The sequence below is a fragment of the Streptomyces sp. HUAS YS2 genome (assembly GCF_033343995.1).
Taxonomy (GTDB): domain Bacteria; phylum Actinomycetota; class Actinomycetes; order Streptomycetales; family Streptomycetaceae; genus Streptomyces; species Streptomyces solicathayae.
The window spans coordinates 5,478,203-5,501,658 of the sequence record NZ_CP137573.1; the positions used below are offsets into that span (position 1 = coordinate 5,478,203).

At 72.8% G+C, this 23,456-nt stretch carries 17 protein-coding genes, 3 tRNA genes and 1 pseudogene; 11 read left to right on the plus strand and 10 right to left on the minus strand.

The annotated features are described in order from the left end of the window. Nucleotides 1-111 precede the first annotated feature (111 nt). The 5 genes and pseudogenes from R2D22_RS25290 to R2D22_RS25310 form a co-directional block, all read left to right on the plus strand. Complete coding sequence (locus tag R2D22_RS25290) at nucleotides 112-969, plus strand: sirohydrochlorin chelatase (RefSeq protein WP_318106965.1); 858 nt, start codon at nucleotides 112-114, stop codon at nucleotides 967-969. 35 nt (nucleotides 970-1,004) lie between these two features. Then, entirely contained in the window at nucleotides 1,005-2,336 is a 1,332-nt protein-coding gene (locus R2D22_RS25295; RefSeq protein WP_411977074.1) for a deoxyguanosinetriphosphate triphosphohydrolase, read from the plus strand. A gap of 157 nt (nucleotides 2,337-2,493) precedes the next feature. Continuing rightward, nucleotides 2,494-3,753, plus strand: coding sequence for an NAD(P)/FAD-dependent oxidoreductase (locus R2D22_RS25300; protein ID WP_318106966.1), 1,260 nt, complete (start codon nucleotides 2,494-2,496; stop codon nucleotides 3,751-3,753). A gap of 60 nt (nucleotides 3,754-3,813) precedes the next feature. Then, on the plus strand, nucleotides 3,814-5,706 hold the full coding sequence (gene dnaG, locus R2D22_RS25305; protein ID WP_318106967.1) for a DNA primase: 1,893 nt from the start codon (nucleotides 3,814-3,816) through the stop codon (nucleotides 5,704-5,706). A 139-nt stretch (nucleotides 5,707-5,845) separates the two neighbouring features. Beyond that, nucleotides 5,846-6,943: pseudogene (locus R2D22_RS25310) on the plus strand (RNA polymerase sigma factor); the annotation flags it as partial. A gap of 40 nt (nucleotides 6,944-6,983) precedes the next feature. Here R2D22_RS25310 and R2D22_RS25315 read toward each other — a convergent pair. From R2D22_RS25315 to R2D22_RS25335, 5 genes are all read right to left on the minus strand, one after another. Next, nucleotides 6,984-7,202, minus strand: a complete 219-nt coding sequence (locus R2D22_RS25315; RefSeq protein ID WP_318106969.1) for a hypothetical protein — start codon at nucleotides 7,200-7,202, stop codon at nucleotides 6,984-6,986. A 34-nt stretch (nucleotides 7,203-7,236) separates the two neighbouring features. Continuing rightward, the gene (locus R2D22_RS25320; RefSeq protein ID WP_318106970.1) at nucleotides 7,237-9,162 is read right to left on the minus strand and encodes an ABC transporter ATP-binding protein; all 1,926 of its coding nucleotides are present in this window, start codon (nucleotides 9,160-9,162) and stop codon (nucleotides 7,237-7,239) included. Beyond that, nucleotides 9,162-10,895: an ABC transporter ATP-binding protein gene (locus tag R2D22_RS25325; RefSeq protein ID WP_318106971.1), complete on the minus strand. Its 1,734-nt coding sequence runs from the start codon at nucleotides 10,893-10,895 to the stop codon at nucleotides 9,162-9,164. The genes R2D22_RS25320 and R2D22_RS25325 overlap by 1 nt, the downstream gene beginning before the upstream one ends. Before the next feature lie 98 nt (nucleotides 10,896-10,993). Continuing rightward, nucleotides 10,994-12,433, minus strand: a complete 1,440-nt coding sequence (locus R2D22_RS25330) for a xylulokinase (protein ID WP_318106972.1) — start codon at nucleotides 12,431-12,433, stop codon at nucleotides 10,994-10,996. A gap of 87 nt (nucleotides 12,434-12,520) precedes the next feature. Beyond that, nucleotides 12,521-12,823: a YtxH domain-containing protein gene (locus R2D22_RS25335; RefSeq protein WP_318106973.1), complete on the minus strand. Its 303-nt coding sequence runs from the start codon at nucleotides 12,821-12,823 to the stop codon at nucleotides 12,521-12,523. 147 nt (nucleotides 12,824-12,970) lie between these two features. Between R2D22_RS25335 and R2D22_RS25340 the strand changes: the two genes are divergently transcribed. The 3 genes from R2D22_RS25340 to R2D22_RS25350 all read left to right on the plus strand — a co-directional run bounded on the left by R2D22_RS25340 (nucleotide 12,971) and on the right by R2D22_RS25350 (nucleotide 13,362). After that, nucleotides 12,971-13,043 (plus strand) — tRNA-Asn (locus R2D22_RS25340). 5 nt (nucleotides 13,044-13,048) lie between these two features. After that, nucleotides 13,049-13,121: transfer RNA gene (locus R2D22_RS25345), tRNA-Asn, on the plus strand. A gap of 167 nt (nucleotides 13,122-13,288) precedes the next feature. Further along, nucleotides 13,289-13,362: transfer RNA gene (locus R2D22_RS25350), tRNA-Ile, on the plus strand. A gap of 140 nt (nucleotides 13,363-13,502) precedes the next feature. Here the strand turns inward: R2D22_RS25350 and R2D22_RS25355 are convergent. Further along, nucleotides 13,503-15,563 carry a phosphocholine-specific phospholipase C gene (locus R2D22_RS25355; protein WP_318106974.1) on the minus strand — a complete coding sequence of 687 codons (2,061 nt, stop codon included), beginning with the start codon at nucleotides 15,561-15,563 and terminating at the stop codon, nucleotides 13,503-13,505. A gap of 272 nt (nucleotides 15,564-15,835) precedes the next feature. Beyond that, the gene (locus R2D22_RS25360) at nucleotides 15,836-16,252 is read right to left on the minus strand and encodes an organic hydroperoxide resistance protein (protein WP_318106975.1); all 417 of its coding nucleotides are present in this window, start codon (nucleotides 16,250-16,252) and stop codon (nucleotides 15,836-15,838) included. 111 nt (nucleotides 16,253-16,363) lie between these two features. Between R2D22_RS25360 and R2D22_RS25365 the strand changes: the two genes are divergently transcribed. The 3 genes from R2D22_RS25365 (at nucleotide 16,364) to R2D22_RS25375 (ending at nucleotide 18,683) form a co-directional block, all read left to right on the plus strand. After that, nucleotides 16,364-16,864 (plus strand): MarR family winged helix-turn-helix transcriptional regulator, encoded by a 501-nt coding sequence (locus R2D22_RS25365; protein ID WP_318106976.1) that lies wholly within the window; start codon nucleotides 16,364-16,366, stop codon nucleotides 16,862-16,864. A 95-nt stretch (nucleotides 16,865-16,959) separates the two neighbouring features. Further along, nucleotides 16,960-17,406 (plus strand): GNAT family N-acetyltransferase, encoded by a 447-nt coding sequence (locus R2D22_RS25370; RefSeq protein ID WP_318106977.1) that lies wholly within the window; start codon nucleotides 16,960-16,962, stop codon nucleotides 17,404-17,406. Further along, complete coding sequence (locus R2D22_RS25375; protein ID WP_318106978.1) at nucleotides 17,403-18,683, plus strand: MFS transporter; 1,281 nt, start codon at nucleotides 17,403-17,405, stop codon at nucleotides 18,681-18,683. Before R2D22_RS25370 ends, R2D22_RS25375 begins: the two co-directional genes overlap by 4 nt. Before the next feature lie 9 nt (nucleotides 18,684-18,692). On the opposite strand, the gene R2D22_RS25380 is transcribed toward R2D22_RS25375, so the two are convergent. From R2D22_RS25380 to R2D22_RS25390, 3 genes are all read right to left on the minus strand, one after another. Then, complete coding sequence (locus tag R2D22_RS25380; RefSeq protein ID WP_318109973.1) at nucleotides 18,693-20,018, minus strand: carboxyl transferase domain-containing protein; 1,326 nt, start codon at nucleotides 20,016-20,018, stop codon at nucleotides 18,693-18,695. Between the two features lie 343 nt (nucleotides 20,019-20,361). After that, nucleotides 20,362-21,813: an acyl-CoA synthetase gene (locus R2D22_RS25385; RefSeq protein WP_318106979.1), complete on the minus strand. Its 1,452-nt coding sequence runs from the start codon at nucleotides 21,811-21,813 to the stop codon at nucleotides 20,362-20,364. A 110-nt stretch (nucleotides 21,814-21,923) separates the two neighbouring features. Then, complete coding sequence (locus R2D22_RS25390; protein ID WP_318106980.1) at nucleotides 21,924-23,441, minus strand: GAF domain-containing protein; 1,518 nt, start codon at nucleotides 23,439-23,441, stop codon at nucleotides 21,924-21,926. Between the last annotated feature and the right edge of the window lie 15 nt (nucleotides 23,442-23,456).

The following is a 23,456-nucleotide window of genomic DNA, read 5'->3' on the forward strand; positions in this document are numbered from 1 at the left end:
TCACAGTAGGTGACCGGACTGACAGCACCCCGGCCCGCCCGGTGAGCCTGTGGAAAACACTCGTGACGCCCACGCAACGGCGCGGCAATCTGCCGCCGTCAGGATCGGTCCATGACGGATCCGGACCTCACCTTCGCCGGCGCGACCCAGCTGCTCGGCCGGATCACCGCCCAGCTCGGCACCCAGCTGAGTCATGTCCGACTCGACGGAACGCGCAGACCCATGAGCACTCCCACCCTCGTAGCCGTCGCCCACGGCAGCCGCGACCCCCGCGCGCTCCCCGCCGTCCACGACCTGCTCGACCGGGTCCGCGAGCTCCGCCCCGGACTCGACGTCCGCCTCGGCCACATCGAGCTGAACGCCCCGCTGCTCCCCGACACCCTCGCCGGCCTCGCCCCCGGCGGCCACGCGGTGCTCGTGCCGCTGCTGTTCGGCCGCGGCCACCACGTCACCCACGACCTGCCCGCCGCGGCCGCGGCCGCGGCGGCGCTGCGCACCCGGGTCGCCGCCCCGCTCGGCCCGCACCCCCTGCTCGTCGAGGCGCTGTACGAACGCCTCGTCGAGGCCGGCTGGACCGGGGCGCACGGCGCCTCCCGGAACACCGCGGTGGTCCTCGCCTCCGCGGGCTCGCGCGCCCCCGAGTCCGCCGCCGACATCCGCCGCACGGCCGCCCTGCTCGCCGAGCGCCTCGGCGTGCCCGTCGTCGCCGCGTACGCCTCCGCCGCCACGCCCACGGTCCCCGAGGCGGTCCGCGCGCTGGCCGCCCGCGGCCGGCACCGGGTCGCCGTCGCCTCCCTCTTCACCGCCCCCGGCCTCTTCGCCACCCGCAGCGCCGCCCAGGCCCCCTGGATCGCCGCCGCCCCGCTGGCCGGCCACCCCGCCCTGGCCCGCCTGGTCCTCCACCGCTACGACCATGCCCTCGGAACCACCCGCACCCCCACCCCCGGGCGAGAACTCGCCGCCGCCTAGCCCCACCTGTCCGTCCCTCCGGTTACCTTCGGGACATGGACGGCATGGACGGCATGGACGGCATCGGCGGCATCGACGGCATCACGGACACCCCCGGCTACGACGAGGCGGCCATCGAGCGCTGGGCCGCCGAGCCCGACAAGCGGCCCGGCCGGACGGCCTTCCAGCGCGACCGCGCGCGGGTGCTGCACTCCGCGGCGCTGCGCCGGCTCGCCGGCAAGACGCAGGTCGTCACACCGGGCACGCGCAGTCATGCCTGGGACGCCAGCCCGCGTACCCGGCTCACCCACTCCCTCGAATGCGCCCAGGTCGGCCGCGAGCTGGGCGCCGCGCTCGGTTGCGACCCCGACCTCGTCGAGGCCGCCTGCCTCTCCCACGACATGGGCCACCCGCCCTTCGGGCACAACGGCGAACAGGCCCTCAACGACTTCGCGAAGGACTGCGGCGGCTTCGAGGGCAACGCCCAGTCCCTGCGCCTGCTCACCCGGATCGAACCCAAGCGGTTCATCGCCGACCCCGCGACCGGCGCGCCGGTCAGTGTCGGGCTCAACCTCACCCGCGCCGCGCTCGACGCCGCCACCAAGTACCCCTGGCCGCGCGGCGGTCACCCCGCCCACCCCGGCTCGCCCAAGTTCGGCGTGTACGAGGACGACCGGCCGGTCTTCGACTGGATCCGCGAAGGCGCCCCCGGGCACCGCAAGTGCTTCGAGGCCCAGGTCATGGACTGGTCCGACGACGTGGCGTACTCCGTCCACGACTTCGAGGACGGCCTGCACGCCGGGCACATCGACCCCAACCTGCTCTACGCCGAGCCCGAGCGGGACGACATCTGGCGGGTCGCCGTCGGCCGCTACGTACCCGAGGACACCGACCCGCAGGAGCTCGCCGACGCGCTCGACCGGCTCGTCGAGCAGGACTGGTGGCCGCACGGCTACGACGGATCCGCCGTCGCCCAGGCCCGGCTCAAGGACGCCACCAGCCAGCTCATCGGCCGGTTCTGCCTCGCCGCCGAGGGCGCCACGCGGGCGGCGTACGGCTCCGGGCGGCTCACCCGGTACGCCGCCGAACTCGTCGTCCCCCGCGAGACCCGCAACGAGTGCGCGGTCCTCAAGGCCGTCGCGGACCGGTACGTCATGCAGCGCGCCGAGCAGGAGGCACTCCGGGCCGACCAGCGGATCGTCCTCGCCGAACTGGCCGAGGCGCTCACCTCACGCGCCCCGGACAGCCTCGAACCGCAGTTCCGGGCACTGTTCCTGGCCGCCCCCGACGACCGTGCGCGCAAGCGGGTCATCGTCGATCAGATCGCGTCCCTCACCGACGCGTCCGCCCGCACCCTGCACGACCGCCTCACCGCCCGTCGCGCCTGACGCCCGGCCCCCGCCGTGCCTGAACGAGCCACTCCGGATCGGACCCTCTTCCGCCATCACGCTCCGTGCGGGACGCTCGCTGGAAGCGCCGGGGCGGTACGGCCCGTCGTACGCCCGAAGGCGTAGCGTAGAACCGGTCGCAACGAGGAGGCATCAAGTGGTCGACGCAGATCAGACCTTCGTCATCGTCGGCGGGGGCCTGGCCGGGGCGAAGGCGGCGGAGACGCTCCGCGCCGAGGGATTCTCCGGCCGGGTCATCCTCATCGGGGACGAGCGCGACCACCCGTACGAACGCCCACCGCTCTCCAAGGGCTACCTGACGGGCAAGGCCGAGCGGGACAGCGTCTTCGTCCACGAGCCCGCCTGGTACGCGCAGAACGACATCGAGCTGCACCTCGGCCAGCCCGTCACCGCAGTCGACCGGGACGCCCGCACCGTCCGCCTCGGTGACGGCACCGTGATCCGCTTCGACAAGCTGCTCCTCGCCACCGGCGCCGAGCCGCGCCGCCTCGACATCCCCGGCACCGACCTCGCCGGCGTGCACCACCTGCGCCGGCTCGCCCACGCCGACCGGCTGCGGCACGTCCTCGCCTCCCTCGGCCGGGACAACGGCCACCTGGTGATCGCCGGCGGTGGATGGATCGGCCTGGAGGTCGCCGCCGCCGCCCGCGGCTACGGCGCCGAGGTCACGATCATCGAGCCCGAGCCCACCCCGCTGCACCGTGTCCTCGGCCCCGAGCTCGGCCAGCTCTTCGCCGACCTGCACACCGACCACGGCGTCCGCTTCCACTTCGGCGCCATGCTCACCGAGATCGTGGGCCAGGACGGCATGGTCCTCGCCGTGCGCACCGCCGACGGCGAGGAGCACCCCGCGCACGCCGTGCTCGCCGCGATCGGCGCCGCCCCGCGCACCGCGCTGGCCGAGAACGCCGGGCTCGCCCTCGTCGACCGGGCCGACGGCGGCGGCATCGCCGTCGACGCGAGCCTGCGCACCTCCGACCCGGACATCTTCGCCGCCGGCGACGTGGCCGCCGCCCAGAACCCGCTCCTCCACACCCGGATCCGCGTCGAGCACTGGGCCAACGCGCTCAACGGCGGCCCCGCCGCCGCCCTCGCCATGCTCGGCAGGAACGTCTCCTACGACCGGGTCCCGTACTTCTTCTCCGACCAGTACGACCTCGGCATGGAGTACTCGGGCTGGGCGCCGCCCGGTTCGTACGACCAGGTCGTGGCGCGCGGCGACGTCGGCAAGCGCGAGTTCATCGCCTTCTGGCTGCGCGAGGGCCGGGTCGTCGCCGGCATGAACGTGAATGTGTGGGACGTCACAGAAGCGATCCAGAAGCTCATCCGGTCCGGTGCGGCCGTGGACCCGGACGCCCTCGCAGACCCCTCCGTGCCCCTGGAGAGCCTCGTCTGACCGCCGGAAGGTCCCGTCCGGCCGCCCCGGACCGCCCCCGCCGCCCCGTAGAATTCCTGCGTGGCAGGCAGGATCAACGATGACGACGTGAAGGCGGTACGGGACGCGGTCCCGATCGACGCCGTCGTGTCCGAGTACCTCCAGCTCCGCAACGCCGGCGGCGGCAATCTGAAGGGGCTCTGCCCCTTCCACGACGAGAAGTCCCCGTCCTTCCAGGTCAGCCCGAGCAAGGGTCTCTTCCACTGCTTCGGCTGCCAGGAGGGCGGCGACACCATCGCCTTCGTGATGAAGATCGACCACCTCTCCTTCTCGGAGACGGTCGAGCGTCTCGCCGCCAAGGCGGGCATCACCCTGCGCTACGAGGAGGGCGGCTACAACCCCGGCCACCAGCGCGGCGAGCGGATCCGCCTGATCGAGGCCCACAAGGTCGCCGCCGAGTTCTACGCCGACCAACTCGGCTCGCCCGAGGCCGAGATCGGCCGGAAGTTCCTCGCCGAGCGCGGCTTCGACCAGGCCGCCGCCGAGCACTTCGGCGTCGGCTACAGCCCGGCCGGCTGGGACCACCTCACCCGCTTCCTGCGCGGCAAGGGCTTCTCCGACAAGGAGCTGATCCTCTCCGGTCTCTCCCAGGACGGCCGGCGCGGCCCCATCGACCGCTTCCGCGGCCGCCTGATGTGGCCGATCCGGGACGTCGGCGGCGAGGTCGTCGGCTTCGGCGCGCGCCGGCTCCGCGACGACGACAACGGGCCCAAGTACCTCAACACCCCCGAGACGCCGATCTACAAGAAGTCCCAGGTGCTGTACGGCATCGACCTGGCGAAGAAGGAGATCGCCAAGGTCAGCCGGGCCGTCGTCGTCGAGGGCTACACCGACGTCATGGCCTGCCACCTGGCCGGTGTCACCACCGCCATCGCCACCTGCGGCACTGCCTTCGGCGGCGACCACATCAAGATCCTGCGCCGGCTCCTCATGGATAACGGCTCGGCCCGGGTGATCTTCACCTTCGACGGCGACGCGGCCGGCCAGAAGGCCGCCCTGCGCGCCTTCGAGGACGACCAGAAGTTCGCCGCCGAGACGTACATCGCGATCGCGCCGGACGGCATGGACCCCTGCGAGCTCCGCCTCGCCAAGGGCGACGAGGCCGTCGCCGAACTCGTCGAGCCGCGCACCCCGCTGTTCGAGTTCGCGCTGCGCCAGATCGTGAACCGCTACGACCTCGAGACCCCGGCCGGCCGGGCCGCCGCGCTCGACGAGGCCGCGCCGATCGTGGCCCGGATCAAGAACATCGCCTCGCAGCACGAGGTCGCCGTCCAGCTCGCCGGGCTCCTCGGCATCCTCGACACCCAGTTCGTCGTCAAGCGGGTCGCGCAGATCGCCCGCTGGCAGCGCGGCAACGGCGGCAAGGGCCCCGCGCCCCAGTCGAACCGGCAGCAGGCCGCCCCCCAGGTCCAGGCCCCCGTCGCGCCCGCCGGGCCCGCGCTCAACCTGCGCAGCCCCGCTCACCGCACCGAGCGCGAGCTGCTCAAGCTCGCCCTCCAGTACCCGGCCCTGGTCTCGCCCGCCTTCGACGCGTACGGCGTGGACGAGTTCACGGCCCCGCCGTACGCGGCGGTGCGCCAGTGCGTCCAGGACGCGGGCGGCGCCACCGACGCTCCCGCGGACTACCTGGACGCGGTCCTCGAGGCCGCCCCGGACGACACGGTCCGGTCCCTCGTCCGGGAACTGGCCGTCGAGGCGATCTTCGCCAAGGCCGTGGACGAGGCCTACGCCGGCGACCAGCTGGTCACCGTCCGGCTGCGGGCCGTCGACCGCCGGATCCGCGACGTCCAGGGCACCCTGGCCCGCCTCGGCGCGCACGGCGCTCCCGAGCAGGTGTCCGCCGTGCAGAACGAGCTGTGGGTGCTCACCCAGTACGGCCAGTCCCTGCGCACGAACGGCGCGGCGGCACTCTGATCCGGCCGGGCTCGCTTGACCCCGCTCTCGCTGGGTAACGGTTCCCTTACGCCCCGGACTCAGAAAGTCGCCGCACAGCCCTCGTGGCGACGATGTGTCGTACGCCACACTGGGTCCCGGTGCCTGAGCCCTCGGAGCCCTGGAGGTCGCCCCCGTGCAGACCGAGACCCTCACCCCGGCGGATGCCGTGCCCGAGCAGCGCGGAGCGCCCGAGGACGCGGAACGGCAGGCCGAGGCTCCGGAGCCGGCGGAGGAGCCGGCCCCCGAGGAGCTCGTGGAGGAGACGCCCGAGCCGGCGCGGCGCCGCCCCGACCTCGGCGGAAACGGGCCCACCTCGGACCTGTTCCGCCAGTACCTGCGCGAGATAGGCCGCATCCCGCTGCTCACCGCGGCGGAGGAGGTCGAGCTGGCCCGCCGCGTCGAGGCCGGGCTGTTCGCCGAGGAGAAGCTCGTGCGGACCCCCGACCTGGACTCCCGGCTCGCGCTCGACCTGGACCGGCTCGTGGTCATGGGCCGGATGGCGAAGCGGCGGCTCATCGAGGCGAACCTGCGGCTCGTGGTCTCCGTGGCCAAGCGGTACGTGGGCCGCGGGCTCACCATGCTCGACCTGGTCCAGGAGGGCAACCTAGGCCTGATCCGCGCGGTGGAGAAGTTCGACTACGCCCGCGGCTACAAGTTCTCTACGTACGCGACCTGGTGGATACGCCAGGCCATGTCGCGCGCCCTCGCCGACCAGGCCCGCACCATCCGGGTCCCGGTCCATGTCGTCGAGCTGATCAACCGGGTCGTCCGGGTCCAGCGCAGGATGCTCCAGGAGCGCGGCTACGAACCCACCCCCGAGGAGGTCGCCGCCCAGCTCGACCTGGTGCCCGAGCGGGTCAGCGAGGTGCTGCGGCTCGCCCAGGAGCCGGTCTCGCTGCACGCGCCGGTCGGCGAGGAGGAGGACGTCGCCCTCGGCGACCTCATCGAGGACGGCGACGCGGCGTCCCCCGTGGAGTCCGCCGCGTTCCTGCTGCTCCGCGAGCACCTGGACGCGGTGCTCTCCACGCTCGGCGAGCGCGAGCGCAAGGTCGTCCAGCTCCGGTACGGGCTCGACGACGGCCGCCCCCGCACGCTGGAGGAGATCGGCCGGCTCTTCGGCGTGACCCGCGAACGCATCCGCCAGATCGAGTCCAAGACCCTCGGCAAGCTGCGCGACCACGCCTTCGCCGACCAGCTGCGCGGCTACCTCGACTGAGGCCGGCCGGGCGCGCGGTCCGGCCGGCCCCGTACGGGACTCACGCCTCCGGGCCGGACTCCTCCTGCCGCTTCTTCTTCGCGGCGTCGAAGGCGGCGCCGATGGCGACACCGAGCCCGACACCGAGGCCGATGCCCATGCCCAGGTTGTCGCTCAGCAGCCCGAGGCCGATGCCCAGGCTGAGTCCGATCGGCATCCACAGAACAATGCCGCTGTTCTGCGCCTGCTTCTCGTTCCCGATCCCGTTCTCGTCCGCCATCGCGTCCGATTCCCCCTTCGTTCCGGTCGTTCGGTCAGTCGACCTCGGCCACCGCCTGGGCGAACTGGGCCGCGTACAGGCGCGCGTACGCGCCCTCCGCCGCCAGCAGTTCGCTGTGGGTGCCCTGCTCGACGATGGCCCCATTCTCCATCACCAAGATCACGTCGGCGTCCCGGATCGTGGAGAGCCGGTGCGCGATCACGAAGGACGTACGGCCGTGCGCGAGGCGGGCCATGGCCTTCTGGATCAGCACCTCGGTACGGGTGTCGACGGAGCTGGTCGCCTCGTCGAGGACCAGGATCACCGGGTCGGACAGGAACGCCCGCGCGATGGTGATCAGCTGCTTCTCGCCGGCGCTGACGTTCGAGCCCTCGTCGTCGATGACCGTGTCGTACCCGTCCGGGAGGGTCCGGACGAACCGGTCCGCGTGCGCGGCCCGCGCGGCCTCCTCGATCTCCTCCCGGGTCACCCCACGCGACGCGCCGTACGCGATGTTGTCGGCGATGCTGCCGCCGAACAGCCAGGTGTCCTGGAGCACCATGCCGATGCCGGCCCGCAGGTCCTCCCGCGACATGGCGGACACGTCCACCCCGTCGAGGGTGATCCGGCCGCCGGTCACCTCGTAGAACCGCATCAGCAGGTTCACCAGCGTGGTCTTGCCCGCGCCCGTCGGGCCGACGATCGCGACCGTCTGACCGGGCTCCACCGTCAGCGACAGGTCCTCGATCAGCGGCTTGTCCGGCTCGTAGCGGAACGCCACGTTCTCCAGCGCGACCCGGCCCTTGAGCTGCTCCGGACGCTCGGTCTCCGGGGCGTCCGGCGCCTGCTCCTCCGCGTCGAGCAGCTCGAAGATCCGCTCGGCGGAGGCGATGCCCGACTGCACCAGGTTCGCCATCGACGCGACCTGCGTCAGCGGCATCGAGAACTGCCGCGAGTACTGGATGAACGCCTGCACGTCACCGATCGACAGCGAGCCCGAGGCGACCCGCAGACCGCCGACGACGGCGACGAGCACGTAGTTCAGGTTCGACACGAAGAACATCACCGGCTGCATCACGCCGCTGTTGAACTGCGCCTTGAACCCGGCGTCGTACAGCGCCTCGTTCTGCTCCGCGAAGTCCCGCGCCGACTCCTCCTGCCGCCCGAAGACCTTCACCAGGGAGTGCCCGGAGTACATCTCCTCGACGTGCGCGTTCAGCCGGCCGGTGGACTTCCACTGCTGCACGAAGTGCGGCTGCGAGCGCTTGCCGATCCGCGCCGCCACGACCACCGACAGCGGCACCGTCACCAGCGCCACCAGCGCGAGCAGCGGCGAGATCCAGAACATCATCGCCAGCACGCCGACGATGGTGAGCAGTGAGTTGATCAGCTGCCCCATCGACTGCTGCAGGGTCTGCGAGATGTTGTCGATGTCGTTGGTCGCCCGGCTCAGCACCTCGCCGCGCTTGGCCTTGTCGAAGTACGACAGCGGCAGCCGCGCCAGCTTCGCCTGGACGTCCTCGCGCATCCGGTACACGGTCCGATTGATCACCTTGATCGACATCCGGGTCGACACCAGCATCAGCAGACCGGCCGCCACGTAGACCGCGAGGACCAGCAGCAGCACCTGGCCGACCGCCGAGAAGTCGATGCCCTGCCCGGGCGTGAAGTCCACCCCGGACAGCATGTCCGCCATGCCGCCGTCGCCGTCCGCGCGCAGCTTCGCGATCGCCTGTTCCTTGGTGACGCCCGCCGGCATGTCGCGGCCGATGACGCCCGCGAACACCAGGTCCGTCGCCCTGCCGAGGATCTTCGGCCCGACCACCGAGGCCGCCACGCTGAGCACACCGGCCAGCAGCATCAGCCACAGCGCGCCGCGCTCCGGCGCCAGCTGCTTCAGCAGCCGCTTGCCGGAGCCCTTGAAGTCCATGGACCGCTCACCGGACTGGCCCATCATCATGCGTCCGCCAGGACCGGCCATCAGGCAGCCTCCGCCTCGGTCAGCTGGGAGAGCACGATCTCCCGGTACGTCTCGTTGTCCGCCATCAGTTCGTGGTGCCGTCCGGCGCCCACGACCCGGCCCTCGTCGAGGACCACGATCCGGTCGGCCTCCCGGATGGTCGACACCCGCTGGGCGACGATCACCACGGTCGCCTCCGACGTCTCCCGCGCCAGCGCCGCGCGCAGCAGCGCGTCCGTCTCGTAGTCCAGCGCCGAGAACGAGTCGTCGAACAGATAGATCTCCGGCCGCTGGACCAGCGTCCGCGCGATCGCGAGCCGCTGCCGCTGGCCACCGGAGACGTTGGTGCCGCCCTGCGCGATCGGCGCGTTCAGCCCGTTCTCCAGCTTCCGCACGAAGTCGGCGGCCTGCGCCACCTCCAGCGCGTGCCACAGCTCCTCGTCGGTCGCGTCCGGCTTCCCGTACCGCAGGTTGGTCGCCACCGTCCCGGAGAACAGGTACGGCTTCTGCGGCACCAGGCCGACGGTCCTCGCCATCAGCTCCGGGGCGAGCGTCCGCACGTCGACGCCGTCGACCAGCACCTCGCCGCCCGTGACGTCGAACAGCCGCGGCACGAGGCCGAGCAGGGTCGACTTGCCGCTGCCGGTCGAACCGATGATCGCGGTCGTCTCGCCCGGCCGGGCCACCAGCCGCACGTCACGGAGCACCGACTCCTCGGCGCCCGGGTAGCGGAAGTCCGCGCCCCGGATCTCCAGGTGGCCGTGCCGGTCCAGCTCGCGTACCGGCGCCTTCGGCGGGACGACGCTGGACTCGGTGGCCAGCACCTCCTCGATGCGCTCGGCACACACCTCCGCGCGCGGCACCATCATGAACATGAAGGTGGCCATCATCACGGCCATCACGATCTGCATCAGATAGGCGAGGAACGCGGTCAGCGCGCCGATCTCCATCCCGCCGCTGTCGATGCGCTGCGCCCCGAACCAGACCACCGCCACGCTCGACACGTTCACCACCGTCATGACGGTCGGGAACATCAGCGCCATCAGCCGGCCCGTCGCCATCGACACGTCCGTCAGGTCCGTGTTCGCCCCGCGGAAGCGCCCGGCCTCGTACCCGTCCCGGACGAAGGCGCGGATGACCCGGTTGCCGGTGATCTGCTCGCGCAGCACCCGGTTCACGGTGTCGAGCCGCTCCTGCATGGTCCGGAACAGCGGCCGCATCCGCCGCACGATCAGCGAGACGGCGATGCCCAGCACCGGCACCACCGCCAGCAGCACCGCCGACAGCGGCACGTCCAGCGACAGCGCCATCACGATGCCGCCGACACACATGATCGGCGCCGAGACCATCAGGGTGAACGCCATCAGGACCAGCATCTGCACCTGCTGGACGTCGTTCGTGGTCCGGGTGATCAGCGAGGGCGCGCCGAACTGCCCGACCTCACGGGCCGAGAAGGACTGCACCCGCGCGAAGACCGCCGCGCGGACGTCCCGGCCGAGCGCGGACGCGGTCCGCGCCCCGTAGTACACGGCGCCCACGTTGCAGACGACCTGGAGCACGGACACGGCGATCATCAGCGCGCCGAACCGCAGGATGTAGCCGGTGTCCCCGTTCACGACACCGTTGTCGATGATGTCCGCGTTCAGGGTCGGCAGGTAGAGGGTGGCGCAGGTCTGCAGGAACTGCAGGGCCACCAACAGGGCGATGGGCTTTCGGTACGGTCCGAGATGGGTTCGGAGAAGTCTTATGAGCACGGGTTCTACTATCGCCCGTGCCCCCGGGGCGTTACGACTCGGTTTTGCCGGACCTTGAGGCCCCGGCGCCCGACTTTCCGGGCCGGGGCCGACCGGACTCAGGCGGAGAACGCGCCCGGGTGGATCTGCTCCCGCGTCGCCGTGTACTGCTGCCGCACCGCCTGACCCACCGCCAGCTCGTCGCCCGGCTCCAGCACCTGGGCGGCCGCCCCCTGCCAGGCCGGCGGGGTCTGCGGCGGAAGGGTGCCCTGAGCGACCCCGAGCGCCCACGCGGCCTGCCGCGCCGCGCCGAGCGCCGCGTAGTCGGCCGGCTGGGGGACGACGACCTGCGCCCCGAAGATCGCCGGGGCCAGCGCCTGGACGGCCGGCAGCTCGGCGGCCTGGCCGAGCAGGAACACCCGCCGCACCTCGACCCCGCGGCCACGCAGAACGTCCATCGCGTCGGCGAGCGAGCACAGCATGCCCTCGAACGCGGCCCGCGCCAGGTGCTCCGGCTTCATCGACTCGCGCCGCAGCCCGCTCAGCGTGCCCGCGGTGTGCGGCAGCTGCGGGGTCCGCTCGCCCTCCAGATAGGGGAGCAGGACCAGGCCGGAGGAGCCGGGCGTGGACTTCAGGGCCAGCGCGGACAGCTCCGCCAGGTCCTCGGCGCCGAGCATGTCCGCGGTGCCGCGCAGCGCCCGTACCGCGTTGGAGGTGTGCACGACGGGCAGGTGCATGCCGGCCGCGTCGGCGAACGAGGTGATCATCCCGCGCGGGTCGGCCAGCGCCTCGTGGTGCACGGCCATGACCGAGCCGGACGCGCCGAGCGACACGACCGCGTCCCCGGGCCCGACCCCGAGCCCGAACGCGGCGGCCATCGTCTCGCCGGTGCCGGCGGAGATCAGCAGGCCCTCGGGCGTCGTCCCGGCCGCGTCGGAGGGGCCGAGCACCTCCGGCAGCGCCGCCTGGTGGCCGAGGGCCAGCTCGACGAGGTCGGGACGGTACGCGCCGGTGGCCGCCGACCAGTAACCGGTCGCCGAGGCGGCGCCGCGGTCCGTGGTCCGGCGCACCGGCCGGCCGAGGAGCTGCCACACCAGCCAGTCGTGCGGCTGCATCAGCATCGCGACGCGGGCGGCGGCGTCCGGCTCGCTGCGGGCAAGCCAGCGCAGCTTGGCCACCGGCTGCCCGGACTGGGGCACCGAGCCGACCGCCTCGGCCCAGGCCTGCCGGCCGCCGAAGGCCTCGACGAGGTCGGCCGCGGCGATCTGTGCCCGCTTGTCGTTGCCGACCATCGCGGGCCGCACCAGCGCGCCCTGCCGGTCCAGCGGCACCAGGCCGTGCTGCTGCGCGGAGACGCCGATCGCCTGCACGCCTTCGAGCAGCCCGCCGGTCGCAGCCTCGCCGAGCGAGAGCAGCCAGGCCTGCGGGTCGACGTCGGCAGCCTTGGGCTCGACGGGATGCGGGGCGTAGCCCTGCCGTATGACGGCGCCCGTGTCCGTGTCACAGACGACGATGCGCGTGAAACCAGTAGAGCTGTCCAGACCGGCGACTATCCCCATACTCAAGATTCTGCCGCACGCGGAGCGGTGCCGTATCCGCGCTCGGAAGCGGCACCGGGTCCGTGTCAGGTGTTCGACGGGCGTGGGTCAGGTGTTGCTGGTGCCCCACTCGTCGTCGAAGTCGTCCCTTCCGCGTCCGCGTGCCTTGCGGACCCGGTCGGTCAGCGAGCTGGGCAGCTTGTCGCCGACCTTCTCGCTCACCGCGTGGTACGCCCGGCCCGCGTACTCCCGGCCGTTGGTCGCCGCGGACTCGGCGGCGTTGCGCACGGCAGGATTCTGGGAGAGGTCGCGCAGCGACTTCTTCATCTCCTCGTAGCGCTCGCGCCCGGCCCGGGTGCCGATGACGTAACCGAGGGCCATTCCCGCGACGAACGTCAGCTTGTACCGCATGGCTGCGATCCTTCCCTGGAGCGTCGGTGCGTCCCTGGGGGATACCGATTGGCGGAGCACCCCCCTGCTTGCGCTAATGTATGTGTCGCAGCGAGCGAGCGCCGCCCGGGAACACCCCAGGTGGGTACGTTCGGTGCAACGCAGCAATCCCCTGTAGCTCAATTGGCAGAGCAGCCGGCTGTTAACCGGCAGGTTACTGGTTCGAGTCCAGTCGGGGGAGCGCGATCCCCTGTAGCTCAATTGGCAGAGCATTCGGCTGTTAACCGGAGGGTTGCTGGTTCGAGTCCAGCCGGGGGAGCGGAACGGAAGAGGACCCTTCGGGGTCCTTTTTCGCGTCTCCGGGAACCGCGCGGCACGGCGCGAAGTCCTCATGGTCGGGCATCGCCGAGCATCCGGAGCAGGAGATCGTATGAGCGGCTATGCTGCGGCAGACGGCGCGCACACATGTACGCGCCACACCGATAAGGGGCGGTAGCTCAGCCGGTTAGAGCAGCGGACTCATAATCCGTCGGCCGTGGGTTCGAGTCCCACCCGCCCCACTCCGGGTCGCCCGTGCAGGAACGTTTCCATCTGTGCCGCGACCACACCATGCCCCCGGCGTGACGTACGACACGTACGACACGCCGGGGGCATGCGCGTTCCGTCCCCCGCCCGGCGGATCGCCGGGCGGGGGCGAGGGTCAGTAGGTGAGGATGCCCGGGTCGGAGGAGCTCGAGGCACCGGTCTCTATGTGGCCGGCGAGGCGGCGCACGAAGTCGGCGGTCGTGGTGGCGGTCACGGTGACGTCGTACCAGTGGTGGCAGGAGGTCAGGTCGAGGGAGAGGGGGACCGTGGCGCCGGGCGCGACGGTGACCGTCGCGGGCGTGCCGGCGTAGGCGTTGGAGACCGTGAGGCGGGCCTCGGCGGAGCCGGCGTTGGTGAAGGTGAGGTCCAGCTTGCCGGTGGCGGCGTTGTGGCGGGCGATGACCTCGGGGCCCGCGGCCTTGCCGGGGTTGCGGAAGCGGCGCAGGAAACCGTTGGGGCCGTGGACGGTGAGGTCCGTGACGCCGTTCGACCACTTCGTGTTCCAGACGTCCGCGATCGACTTCGCCGCCTCGGTCGTGTACGTCCACGGCACGTCGGTGCGGTTCGCCGAGGTGACGTAGAACTGGGCGCCCGCTTCGGGGCCGCCGCTGAAGGTGAGACGGAAGGTGCCCGCCGCGGTGTCGGCGGCGCCGTCCACGTACGGCGCGTACTTCAGCGGGCGGGTGGGCCTGGAGCCCGGCTCCTGGCGGGGCATGGTGCCGACGGCCGGGGCGGTGGCCGGGAAGTCGGGGTGGCGGTTGCGGTCCGGCGGGAAGTAGCCGTCGGTCGGCGGCAGCACGGCCGGCGTGGTCTGCGTGCGGGAGAAGTCGAACGCCGAGGTCAGGTCACCGCAGACGGCGCGGCGCCAGGGCGAGATCTGCGGCTCGTGGACGCCGAAGCGGGCCTCCATGAAGCGGATGATCGACGTGTGGTCGAAGGTCTCCGAGCAGCTGTAGCCGCCGGTCGACCAGGGCGAGACCACGAGCATCGGGACGCGCGGGCCGAGGCCGTACGGGCCGGCCGCGTAGCCGATCTTGCCCTTGAACCAGTCGAGGGAGGTCGCGACGGTGGACTTGCCCCACGAGGCGTCGGCCGGGACGTACGGCGGCACCACGTGGTCGAAGAAGCCGTCGTTCTCGTCGTACGTGATGAACAGGGCCGTCTTCGCCCACACGTCCGGGTTCGAGGTCAGCGCGTCCAGCACCTGCGCGATGTACCAGGCACCGTAGTTGGACGGCCAGTTGGCGTGCTCCGAGAACGCCTCGGGCGCGGCGATCCAGGAGACCTTCGGCAGCCGGCCGGCCTGCACGTCGGCGCGCAGGATGTCGAAGTAGCCCTCGCCGGCCTTCGCGTTCGTGCCCGTGCGGGCCTTGTCGTAGAGCGGGTTGCCGGGCTGGGCGTTGCGGTAGTTGTTGAAGTAGAGGAGCGAGTTGTCGCCGTAGTTGCCGCGGAAGGCGTCGTTGATCCAGCCCCACGAGCCGCCGGCGTTCAGACCGTCGCCGATGTCCTGGTAGATCTTCCAGGAGACCCCGGCCGCCTCCAGGCGCTCCGGGTAGGTAGTCCAGCCGTAGCCCGCCTCGGCGTTGTTGAGGACGGGGCCGCCGCCCGTGCCGTCGTTGCCGACGTAACCGGTCCACATGTAGTAGCGGTTGGGGTCGGTCGCGCCGATGAACGAACAGTGGTACGCGTCGCAGACGGTGAAGGCGTCCGCGAGCGCGTAGTGGAACGGGATGTCCTCACGCGTGAGGTACGCCATCGTGGCCTTGGTCTTGGCCGGGATCCAGTTGTTGTACTTGCCCTTGTTCCACGCGCTCTGGCCGCCCTGCCAGTCGTGGTTCAGGCCCTGGAGGTACTCCATGCCCAGCTTGTCGCTGGTCGGGCGGAAGGGCAGCGTGGTGTTGCCGAAGTTGTCCTCCTGGTGGAAGACGGACTTGCCGCTCGGGAGCCTGACGGGGCGCGGGTCGCCGAAGCCGCGTACGCCCTTCATCGCCCCGAAATAGTGGTCGAAGGAACGGTTCTCCTGCATCAGGACGACAATGTGCTCGATGTCCTGGATCGTACCCGTGGAACCCTGCGCCGGGATCGCGGCGGCGCGGGCGATGCTGTCGGAGAGCATGGTCAACGCGGTGGCGCCGCCCGCCAGCTGCAGGAACCGGCGGCGATTGAGGTCGGCCATTGGGGGTGGTCCTCCGTGGTGGAGTGGACAGGTGGACGGGTGCGGGAGCTGCCGGGTGGGTGGCGGGGTCCCGAGGAAAGCGCCCCAAGGAGAGCGCCCTCTGGTCACCGCCCGGCGGCCGTCTCGTGACTTCCCGTCGTACGCCCGGAGAATCCCCCGTACTCGAACGTAAACAACCACATACGAACGCCCCTTGGCGAGAGATTCGCACAAGGGGCGTTCGTTTTCGGGGTGTTCTGATGTCCGCTCGGCCGCGGCCGCGCGGCCCGCCGTCACTCGACGACGAGCTCCACCTGGATGTTGCCGCGGGTGGCCTTGGAGTACGGGCAGAACGCGTGGGTCTTCTCGAGCAGCGCGTGCCCCGGCTCGCCCTGGAGGTGGTCCGGGAACTCGGCGCGCATGACGACGGCGAGGCCGAAGCCGTCGTCCGCGGCGTCCTTGCCGATGCTGACCTCTGCGGTCACCGAGACGTCGGAGATGTCGATCTTCTCCTGGCGGGCGATCACGCCCATGGCGCTGGCGAAGCAGGCCGCGTAGCCGGCGGCGAAGAGCTGCTCGGGGTTGGTGCCCTGCCCGTTGCCGCCGAGCGCCTGGGGGTGGGCCAGCGGGAGGTCGATGTGGCCGTCGGAGCTGACGGCGCGGCCCTCGCGGCCGTTGGCGGTGGCGACGGCGGTGTACAGCGCGTTCATGTCGGTCCTTGTCCTCTTCGTCGGGGTCTTGCGGCGGTGTCGTGCTTCATTGATAGCGCACGATTCAGTTGTGCACAACTCAATCGCGCGTATGTGACGTACTCTGGGGTCATGGAGACGACGCTCGGCACGGTGCGGGACGAGGACTTCCTCCGTCTCGACCATCAGATCTGCTTCTCGCTGCACGCCGCCACGCGCGCGTTCAACGGGATCTATCGCGGCGCGCTCAAGGAGCTGGGCCTCACCTACCCCCAGTACCTCGTCATGCTCGTGCTCTGGGAACACGGCGAGCTGCCCGTGAAGGGCATCGGGGAGCGGCTGCGGCTGGACTCCGGCACGCTGTCGCCGCTGCTCAAGCGGCTGGAGGCGGCCGGCTACGTCGAACGCCGGCGCAGCGTCGAGGACGAGCGCTCCGTCACGGCCCGGCCGACCGGTGCCGGCGTCGCGCTGCGGGACCGGGCCCTGGACGTGCCGCGCCGGATCGCCGCCGCGACCGGGCTGTCCCTGGAGGAGATCCAGGACCTGCGGACCCGGCTCAACGCGCTCTCCGCCCGGCTCGACGGCGTCGACCCCGAGGCCCTGGCCGCCGACGGCGACGCGCTCTGCGGCTGATCCGGGGGCCATCCCGACGGGGCGGGGGCCGGTCCGGGGCGTCCGCCAGATAAAACGTAAGGACTAAAAGCCGGGGTCGCTCCTATACTCGGCCCATGTCCTCGATCACCCTCCGGCGGGCGACCGCCGACGACTCGCGTCGTCTCAGTCAGCTCGTCCGGAAATCCGCCGCGTACCGGGGCGACTACGCCGCCATGGTCGACGGCTACGTGGTCGGAGGGACGTACATCGAGCACCACGTCGTGCACGTCGCCGTCGACGAGCGCGGGCGCGTCCTCGGTTTCTACGCGCTGCTGGTCGACGAGGCCGAGCTTGACCTCGCCTTCGTCGCCGACGACGCGCAGGGCCGGGGGATCGGGCGGCTGCTGATGGCGCACATGACCGAGCAGGCCCGGGCCGCCGGGCTGGACTCCGTACGGGTCGTCGCGCATCCGCCCGCCGAGGACTTCTACCTCCGCACCGGCGCGCGCCGCACCGGGACGATCGCACCGGCCGACCGGATCCACTGGGCCCGCCCCGAGCTCCGGTACGACGTCGCGTGAGCGCCACGCAGGAGGAGGAGCAGGAGCACGAGCGTGAGCGCGAGCAGAGCCGGCGCCGCCTGTTCGCCGACCTCACCCCGCTGAGGACCTCGCCCCACTACCGTCGCCTCTGGTTCGGCAACACGGTCTCCTGGGTCGGCCAGGGCATGACCTCGCTCGCCGTCTCGCTCCAGGTGTACGACATCACCCACTCGCCCTTCGCGGTCGGGCTCGTCGGCCTCTTCTCCCTGGTCCCGCTGATCGTCTTCGGTCTGTACGGCGGCGCGATCGCCGACACCGTCGACCGCCGCAAGCTCGGCCTCGCCAGCGCGACCGGCTCCGCCGTGCTCTCCGCGGCCCTCGCGACCGCCGCGTTCGCCGGCTTCGAACGGGTCTGGTTCCTGTACGGGATCGTCGCCCTGCAGGCCGTCTGCGCCGCGCTCAACTCCCCGGCGCGGTCGTCGATGATCCCGCGGCTGCTGCCCGCCGAGCAGCTCCGCGCCGCCAACGCGCTGAACTCGATGACCACGACCTTCGGCATGCTCGTCGGCCCCAGCCTCGGCGGCCTGCTGGTCGGCGTCGGCGGCTTCCAGACCGCGTATTCGATCGACGCCGTCGCCTTCTTCGCCGCGCTCTACGCGATGTGGCGACTGCCCGCCATGCTGCCCGAGCGCACCGGGGCCAAGCGCGCGTCCGTCCTCGACGGGCTGCGGTTCCTCGCCACCCGGCCCAACCTGCGGATGACGTTCCTGTCCGACTTCTGCGCGATGATCCTCGCCCACCCGCGCGCGCTTTTCCCGGCCATCGCCGTGCTCTGGTACGGCGGTGACGCCCGCACCACCGGCCTGCTCGTCGCCGCGCCGGCCGTCGGCGCGCTGCTCGGCAGCGTGCTCTCCGGCTGGCAGGGCCGCATCCGCCACCACGGCCAGGCGATCCTGATCGCCGTCGGCTGCTGGGGCACCGCCGTCGCGGTCTTCGGGCTGACCAGGAACCTCTGGCTCGGCCTGCTGCTGCTCGCCCTCGCCGGCTACTCCGACACCGTCTCCATGATCTTCCGCAACACGATGATGCAGGTCGCCGCCCCGGACGAGATGCGCGGACGGCTCCAGGGCGTCTTCATCGTGGTCGTGGCCGGGGGCCCCCGCCTCGGCGACTTCCTGGCCGGCTCGGTCGCCGACCTGACCTCACCCGCCGTCGCCATCACCGGCGGCGGCATCGCCTGCGTCCTCGCCATCGGCCTCCTCGCCCTCTACGCCCCGGGCTTCCGCCGGTACGACGCTGTCAACCCCTCTGCCTGACGACCGCGTTCACGTCCCGCGCGGCACGATCCCGCGCACGATCCCCAGCTCCACCAGGTCCTGGGGGCGGATGTGGAGCTGGTCGGCGGTGGTCGGGACCTCGGCGGGCGGGCGTTTGAGGATGGCGGCGGCCAGTTCGGGCGCGATCACGGAGAAGTAGCTGTCCGACGTGGCCCAGGTGTTGCCCGGGGCGGCCAGGGCGAGCGCGCCGCCGGAGCCGCCCTCACCGATCAGCAGCGTCGTGACCGGGACCCGGGCGGCGGCGATCGCCGCGAACGCGTCCGCGATGGCCGGGCCCGCGCCCGCCCGTTCCGCCACCGCGTCGTTGGCGGCGCCCGGGGTGTCGACCAGCGTGAGGACCGGGACGCCGAGCCGGTCCGCGAGCCGGATCAGCCGCGCGGCGGTCCGGAACCCGGCCGGCCGGGTCGCGCCGCCGTCCTGCGCGGCGTACGCGACGACGCGGCCCTCGTGGACCCCGAACCCGCACTCCACGCCCGGGTCCGCCCCGCCCGCCCGGTCCCCGTGCACCGTCGCCCGCACCTCGAAGTACGCGTCCAGGTAAGCGCCGGACCGCGGCCGGGCGGTGTCCCGCGCCCGCAGTACCGCCTCCCACCCGGTGCCGGGCTCGCCGCCGCCCGCCGGACCGGCGAACGCCGGCGGCGGGGGAGCGGGGGCGGGCCGGCCGGCGCCGGGGCCGTCGGCGGGCGCGGACAGCAGCCGCAGCCACAGCGCCAGCGTGTCGCGCAGCTCCTCCGGGCGGACGACGGCGTCCACATGTCCGTGGGCGTACTGGTCCTCCGCGGTGTACGCGGCCGGGTCGGCGTCCGGCGGGCGGACGCGGGAGCCGGCGAAGGCGACCTGGGCGGACGGCAGGGCGAGCACCACGTCCGCGCCCGCGCCGACCGTCGCCCAGCCGCCGCCGGTGGCCGGGTCGCGCAGCACCGCGACGTGCGCGACGCCCGCCTCCCGCAGCCGCACCGTCTCCGCGGCGACGCGCTGCAGCTGCATGAGGGCGACCATGCCCTCCTGCATCCGGCTGCCGCCGGTCGCGACCAGCGACACCAGCGGGATCCGCCGCTCGGCCGCCGCCCGGTACGCCGCCACCAGCCGGTCCCCGGCCGCCCGTCCCAACGAGCCGCCGAGAAACCCGAACTCGAAGGCCACGAGCACGCACGGCCGCCCGCCGATGCTCGCGGTGCCGTACACCACGGACTCGTCCTCGCCGGTGCGCAGGGACGCGACGGCCCGCGCGTTGTCGTAACCGGCCCACTGGATGGGGCCGTCGGCCGGGGCCGGTCGGGCGGCGGGTGCCGTCTCGTCGCCGGGAGCCGGCACGCCGGCCTCCTCCGGCCCGTCCGCAGGGGTCGGTCCGCCCGCCGGGACTTGTCCGGTGGCCCCGGCGCGGCCGGCCGTCCGGGTCGGTCCGTCCGTCCCGGACCGCCCGGCCGCACGGGCACTGCCGCCGTCCGGTCGGCGCGTGGCCTCCACGTCCTCCGGCGTCCAGTCGGCCGCGCGGCCCGCCGAGGGCTCGTCCTCGGGGAACCAGTCGGCAGCCGGCTCGCGCGGTGCCCCGGGCCGCGGCTCGCGCGCCGAACCGCTTCCCTCCGCCTCGGCGGGCCCCGCGCGGGTGAAGTGGTCCGTCACCAGGGCGATCACGTCGCGTGCGGACGGGCGGGGGTCAGGCACGGCCGAGCGCCTTCTTCAGGACCTTGCCCATGTCGTTGCGGGGCAGGGCCTCCAGGTGGCGGACCACGCGAGGGCGCTTGTGGGGGGCCAGCTGGGACGCGACGTGCGCGGCCAGTTCCTCCGCCGACGGGGGCTTCTCCGCGTCCGCGGGGACGATCCAGGCGACGATGCGTTCGCCGAGGTCCGGGTCCGGTTCGCCGGTGACCGCCGCCTCGCGGACGCCCGGGTGGTCCAGGAGCGCGTTCTCGATCTCGCCCGCGCCGATCTTGTAGCCGCCGCTCTTGATCAGGTCGGTCGCCCGGCGGCCCACGATCCGGACCGCGCCGTCCGCGTCCCGGACCGCCATGTCGCCGGTGCGGAACCAGTCACCGTCGTACGCCGCGGCCGTCGCGTCCGGCCGGTTCAGGTACTCCGTGAACAGGTTCGGACCCCGCACCTGGATCTCGCCGACCGTCTCCCCGTCGTACGCGCCGAGCACCGAGCCGTCGTCGTCCACCAGGCGCAGGTCCACGCCGCCCAGCGGCAGCCCCACCGACCCGGGCCGCGGCCCCGCCTCCGGGCGGACGCTGCACAGCATCAGCGTCTCCGTCATCCCGTACCGCTCGACGACCTGACGGCCCGTGGCCGCCGCGATCCGTTCGTGGTCGTGCACCGGCAGCGCCGCCGAGCCCGACACCAGCAGCCGCGCCCCGGAGAGCGCCCGGACCAGCTCCGGTTCGTCGTCGAGCGCGTCCGCGATCCGGTGGTACATCGTCGGCACGCCGAACAGCAGCGTGCCGCCGCCGGCGCCGAGTTCCCTCGCCACCCCCGCCGTCGAGAACCCGCCGAGGTGCCGGACCGAGCCGCCGCGCCGCAGCGGGCCGAGCACGCCCAGGATCAGCCCGTGCACGTGGAACAGCGGCAGCGCGTGCACCAGCACGTCCGCCTCCGTCCACTCCCACGCGTCCGCCAGCGCGTCCAGTGAGGCGGCGATCGCCCGCCGGGACAGCACGACGCCCTTGGGCGGGCCGGTGGTGCCGGAGGTGTAGACGACGAGCGCCGCCCTCTCGGCGTCGGCGGGTTCGGCGACCTCCGGGCCCCGGCCCCGTACGTCCACGTCCACCCGTTCCACGCCCGCGAGCCCCGCGGGCAGTTGCTCGTCCGGGCCGGCGAGCACCAGGGCCGGCGCGCTGTCGCCGAGGATGTGCGCCAGTTCCCGTTCCCCGGTGCGGGGGTTGAGCGGTACGGCGGGAACGCCGGCGAGCAGCGCGCCCACCACCGCGACCGCCGTCGAGGCCGTGGGGGTCGCCCACACGGCGACCCGGTCCGCGTCCCCGATCCGGGCGGCCACGGCGCCCGCCGCGGCGGCCAGTTCGGCGTACGTCAGGGCGTCGGCGCCGAAGCGCAGGGCGGGTCGGTCCCGGCGTTCGGTGCCGGCCGCCAGGGCCGGGAAGAGCGCGCTCAACGGTCGTCCTCCTCGCGTGGGGGTCCCCCCTGCACGAGCGAAGCCGAGAGCTTGGGGGATGCCGAGAGGAATTCTGCCCGTACGGCACGGCCGACGTACTGCGACGTTCCTCACCCCGACGGCCATGTCACGGTCCGCGTCTCCGTGCCCCGCTCCGTCACCCGCAGCCGCACCGGCGGCGTGCCCTCGGGCGGTCGGGCGGGGGCCGAGACGAGGACCTCGATGGTCGTGACGCCGGGGCGGCGGTGGGCCGCCGCGAGCGCCGTGCGCAGCGCGGCGAGCAACCGGTCCGCGACCGGCTCGGTCACCAGCGTGTCCACCGGCCCGGTGAAGTGCACCGACGGCTGGAAGCCGAGCAGCGCCGCCGCGCCCGCCGTCTCGCGCAGTACGCGGCCCCGGAACGACGTCGGCGCCTCCGCGGGCGGCTGCTGGAGCGCGAAGATCGTGGTGCGGACCTCCTGGATCGTGGAGTCCAGCTCGTCCACCGCCCGCCCGAGCAGCACGCTCTCGTCCGGGGACTCCTCCGCGGACTCCGCCGCCCGCCGCCGGGTCGACTCCAGCATCATCTCCGTCGCGAACAGCCGCTGGACGACGAGATCGTGCAGGTCGCGGGCGATCCGGTCGCGGTCCTCGAACACGGCGAGCCGCTCCCGGTTGTGCTGCGCGTCGGCGAGCACCAGCGCGAGCGCCGCCTGCGAGGCGAACTGCGCGGCGAGCAGCCGCTCCACCGCCGTGTACGGGCGGTCGCCGCGCCGCCGGGGGAGGGCGAGGGTGCCGATCAGCTTCCCGCCGCTCTGCAGCGGCAGCATCATCGAGGGCCCGAACCGCGACCGTACGTGCGTGGTCATCCGGGGGTCGGTCGCCGAGTCCTCCACGAACACCGGCTCACCGCCGAGCAGTTGCTCCAGTACGGGGGAGCCCGGCGCGATCGTCGTGCCGATCAGGTCCCCCGGGTCGTCCGGCGTCGACGCGGCGACGATCTCCATGCCGCCCGCCTCGGTGGGCTGGAGCACCACCCCGGCCGAGGCGTCGGCGAGCATCCTGGCCCGTTCGGCGACCGTCGTCAGCGCGTCCTCGGCGGGCTCCCCGGCGAGCAGCGCGGTCGTCACCGCCGCGGCGCCGTCGATCCAGCGCTCCCGCTGCCGGGCGGTCTCGTACAGCCGGGCGTTGCCGATCGCGATGCCGGCCTGGGAGGCGAGCACCCGCAGCATCGCGAGGTCCCGGTCGGTGAACGGCCCGTCGCGCTTCTCGGTCAGGTACAGGTTGCCGAAGACCTCGGCGTGGACGCGGATCGGGACGCCGAGGAAGGAGCGCATTCCGGGGTGGCCCGGCGGTACGCCGGAGGAGCGCGGATCGGTCGTCAGGTCGTCCACGCGGAGCGGCCGGGGGTCCTGGAACAGGGTGCCGATCAGCCCGGTCCGGCCGTCCGGGAGCGGGCCGATCCGCTCCCGTTCGGCGTCGGTGATGCCGGAGGTGAACAGTTCGGTGAGCCGGCCGCGCTCGGGGTCGACGACCCCGAGCGCGCCGTACCGGGCTCCGGTGAGCTCGGTCGCGGTGTCCACCAGGTGCTGGAGGGTGGCGCGCAGTTCGAGGTCGGTGCCGACGTCGAGCACGGCCTCCAGCAGCATCGGGAGCCGCGGCTC

What these genes read in the sequence shown, in the direction of transcription:
- R2D22_RS25290 (WP_318106965.1), top strand. Translation starts at nt 112, where the DNA reads ATGACGGATCCGGACCTCACCTTCGCCGGCGCGACCCAGCTGCTCGGC.
- R2D22_RS25295 (WP_411977074.1), top strand. Translation starts at nt 1,005, where the DNA reads ATGGACGGCATGGACGGCATGGACGGCATCGGCGGCATCGACGGCATC.
- R2D22_RS25315 (WP_318106969.1), bottom strand. Translation starts at nt 7,202, where the DNA reads ATGGCGGACGAGAACGGGATCGGGAACGAGAAGCAGGCGCAGAACAGC.
- R2D22_RS25320 (WP_318106970.1), bottom strand. Translation starts at nt 9,162, where the DNA reads ATGGCCGGTCCTGGCGGACGCATGATGATGGGCCAGTCCGGTGAGCGG.
- R2D22_RS25330 (WP_318106972.1), bottom strand. Translation starts at nt 12,433, where the DNA reads ATGGGGATAGTCGCCGGTCTGGACAGCTCTACTGGTTTCACGCGCATC.
- R2D22_RS25335 (WP_318106973.1), bottom strand. Translation starts at nt 12,823, where the DNA reads ATGCGGTACAAGCTGACGTTCGTCGCGGGAATGGCCCTCGGTTACGTC.
- R2D22_RS25355 (WP_318106974.1), bottom strand. Translation starts at nt 15,563, where the DNA reads ATGGCCGACCTCAATCGCCGCCGGTTCCTGCAGCTGGCGGGCGGCGCC.
- R2D22_RS25360 (WP_318106975.1), bottom strand. Translation starts at nt 16,252, where the DNA reads ATGAACGCGCTGTACACCGCCGTCGCCACCGCCAACGGCCGCGAGGGC.
- R2D22_RS25365 (WP_318106976.1), top strand. Translation starts at nt 16,364, where the DNA reads ATGGAGACGACGCTCGGCACGGTGCGGGACGAGGACTTCCTCCGTCTC.
- R2D22_RS25370 (WP_318106977.1), top strand. Translation starts at nt 16,960, where the DNA reads ATGTCCTCGATCACCCTCCGGCGGGCGACCGCCGACGACTCGCGTCGT.
- R2D22_RS25390 (WP_318106980.1), bottom strand. Translation starts at nt 23,441, where the DNA reads ATGCTGCTGGAGGCCGTGCTCGACGTCGGCACCGACCTCGAACTGCGC.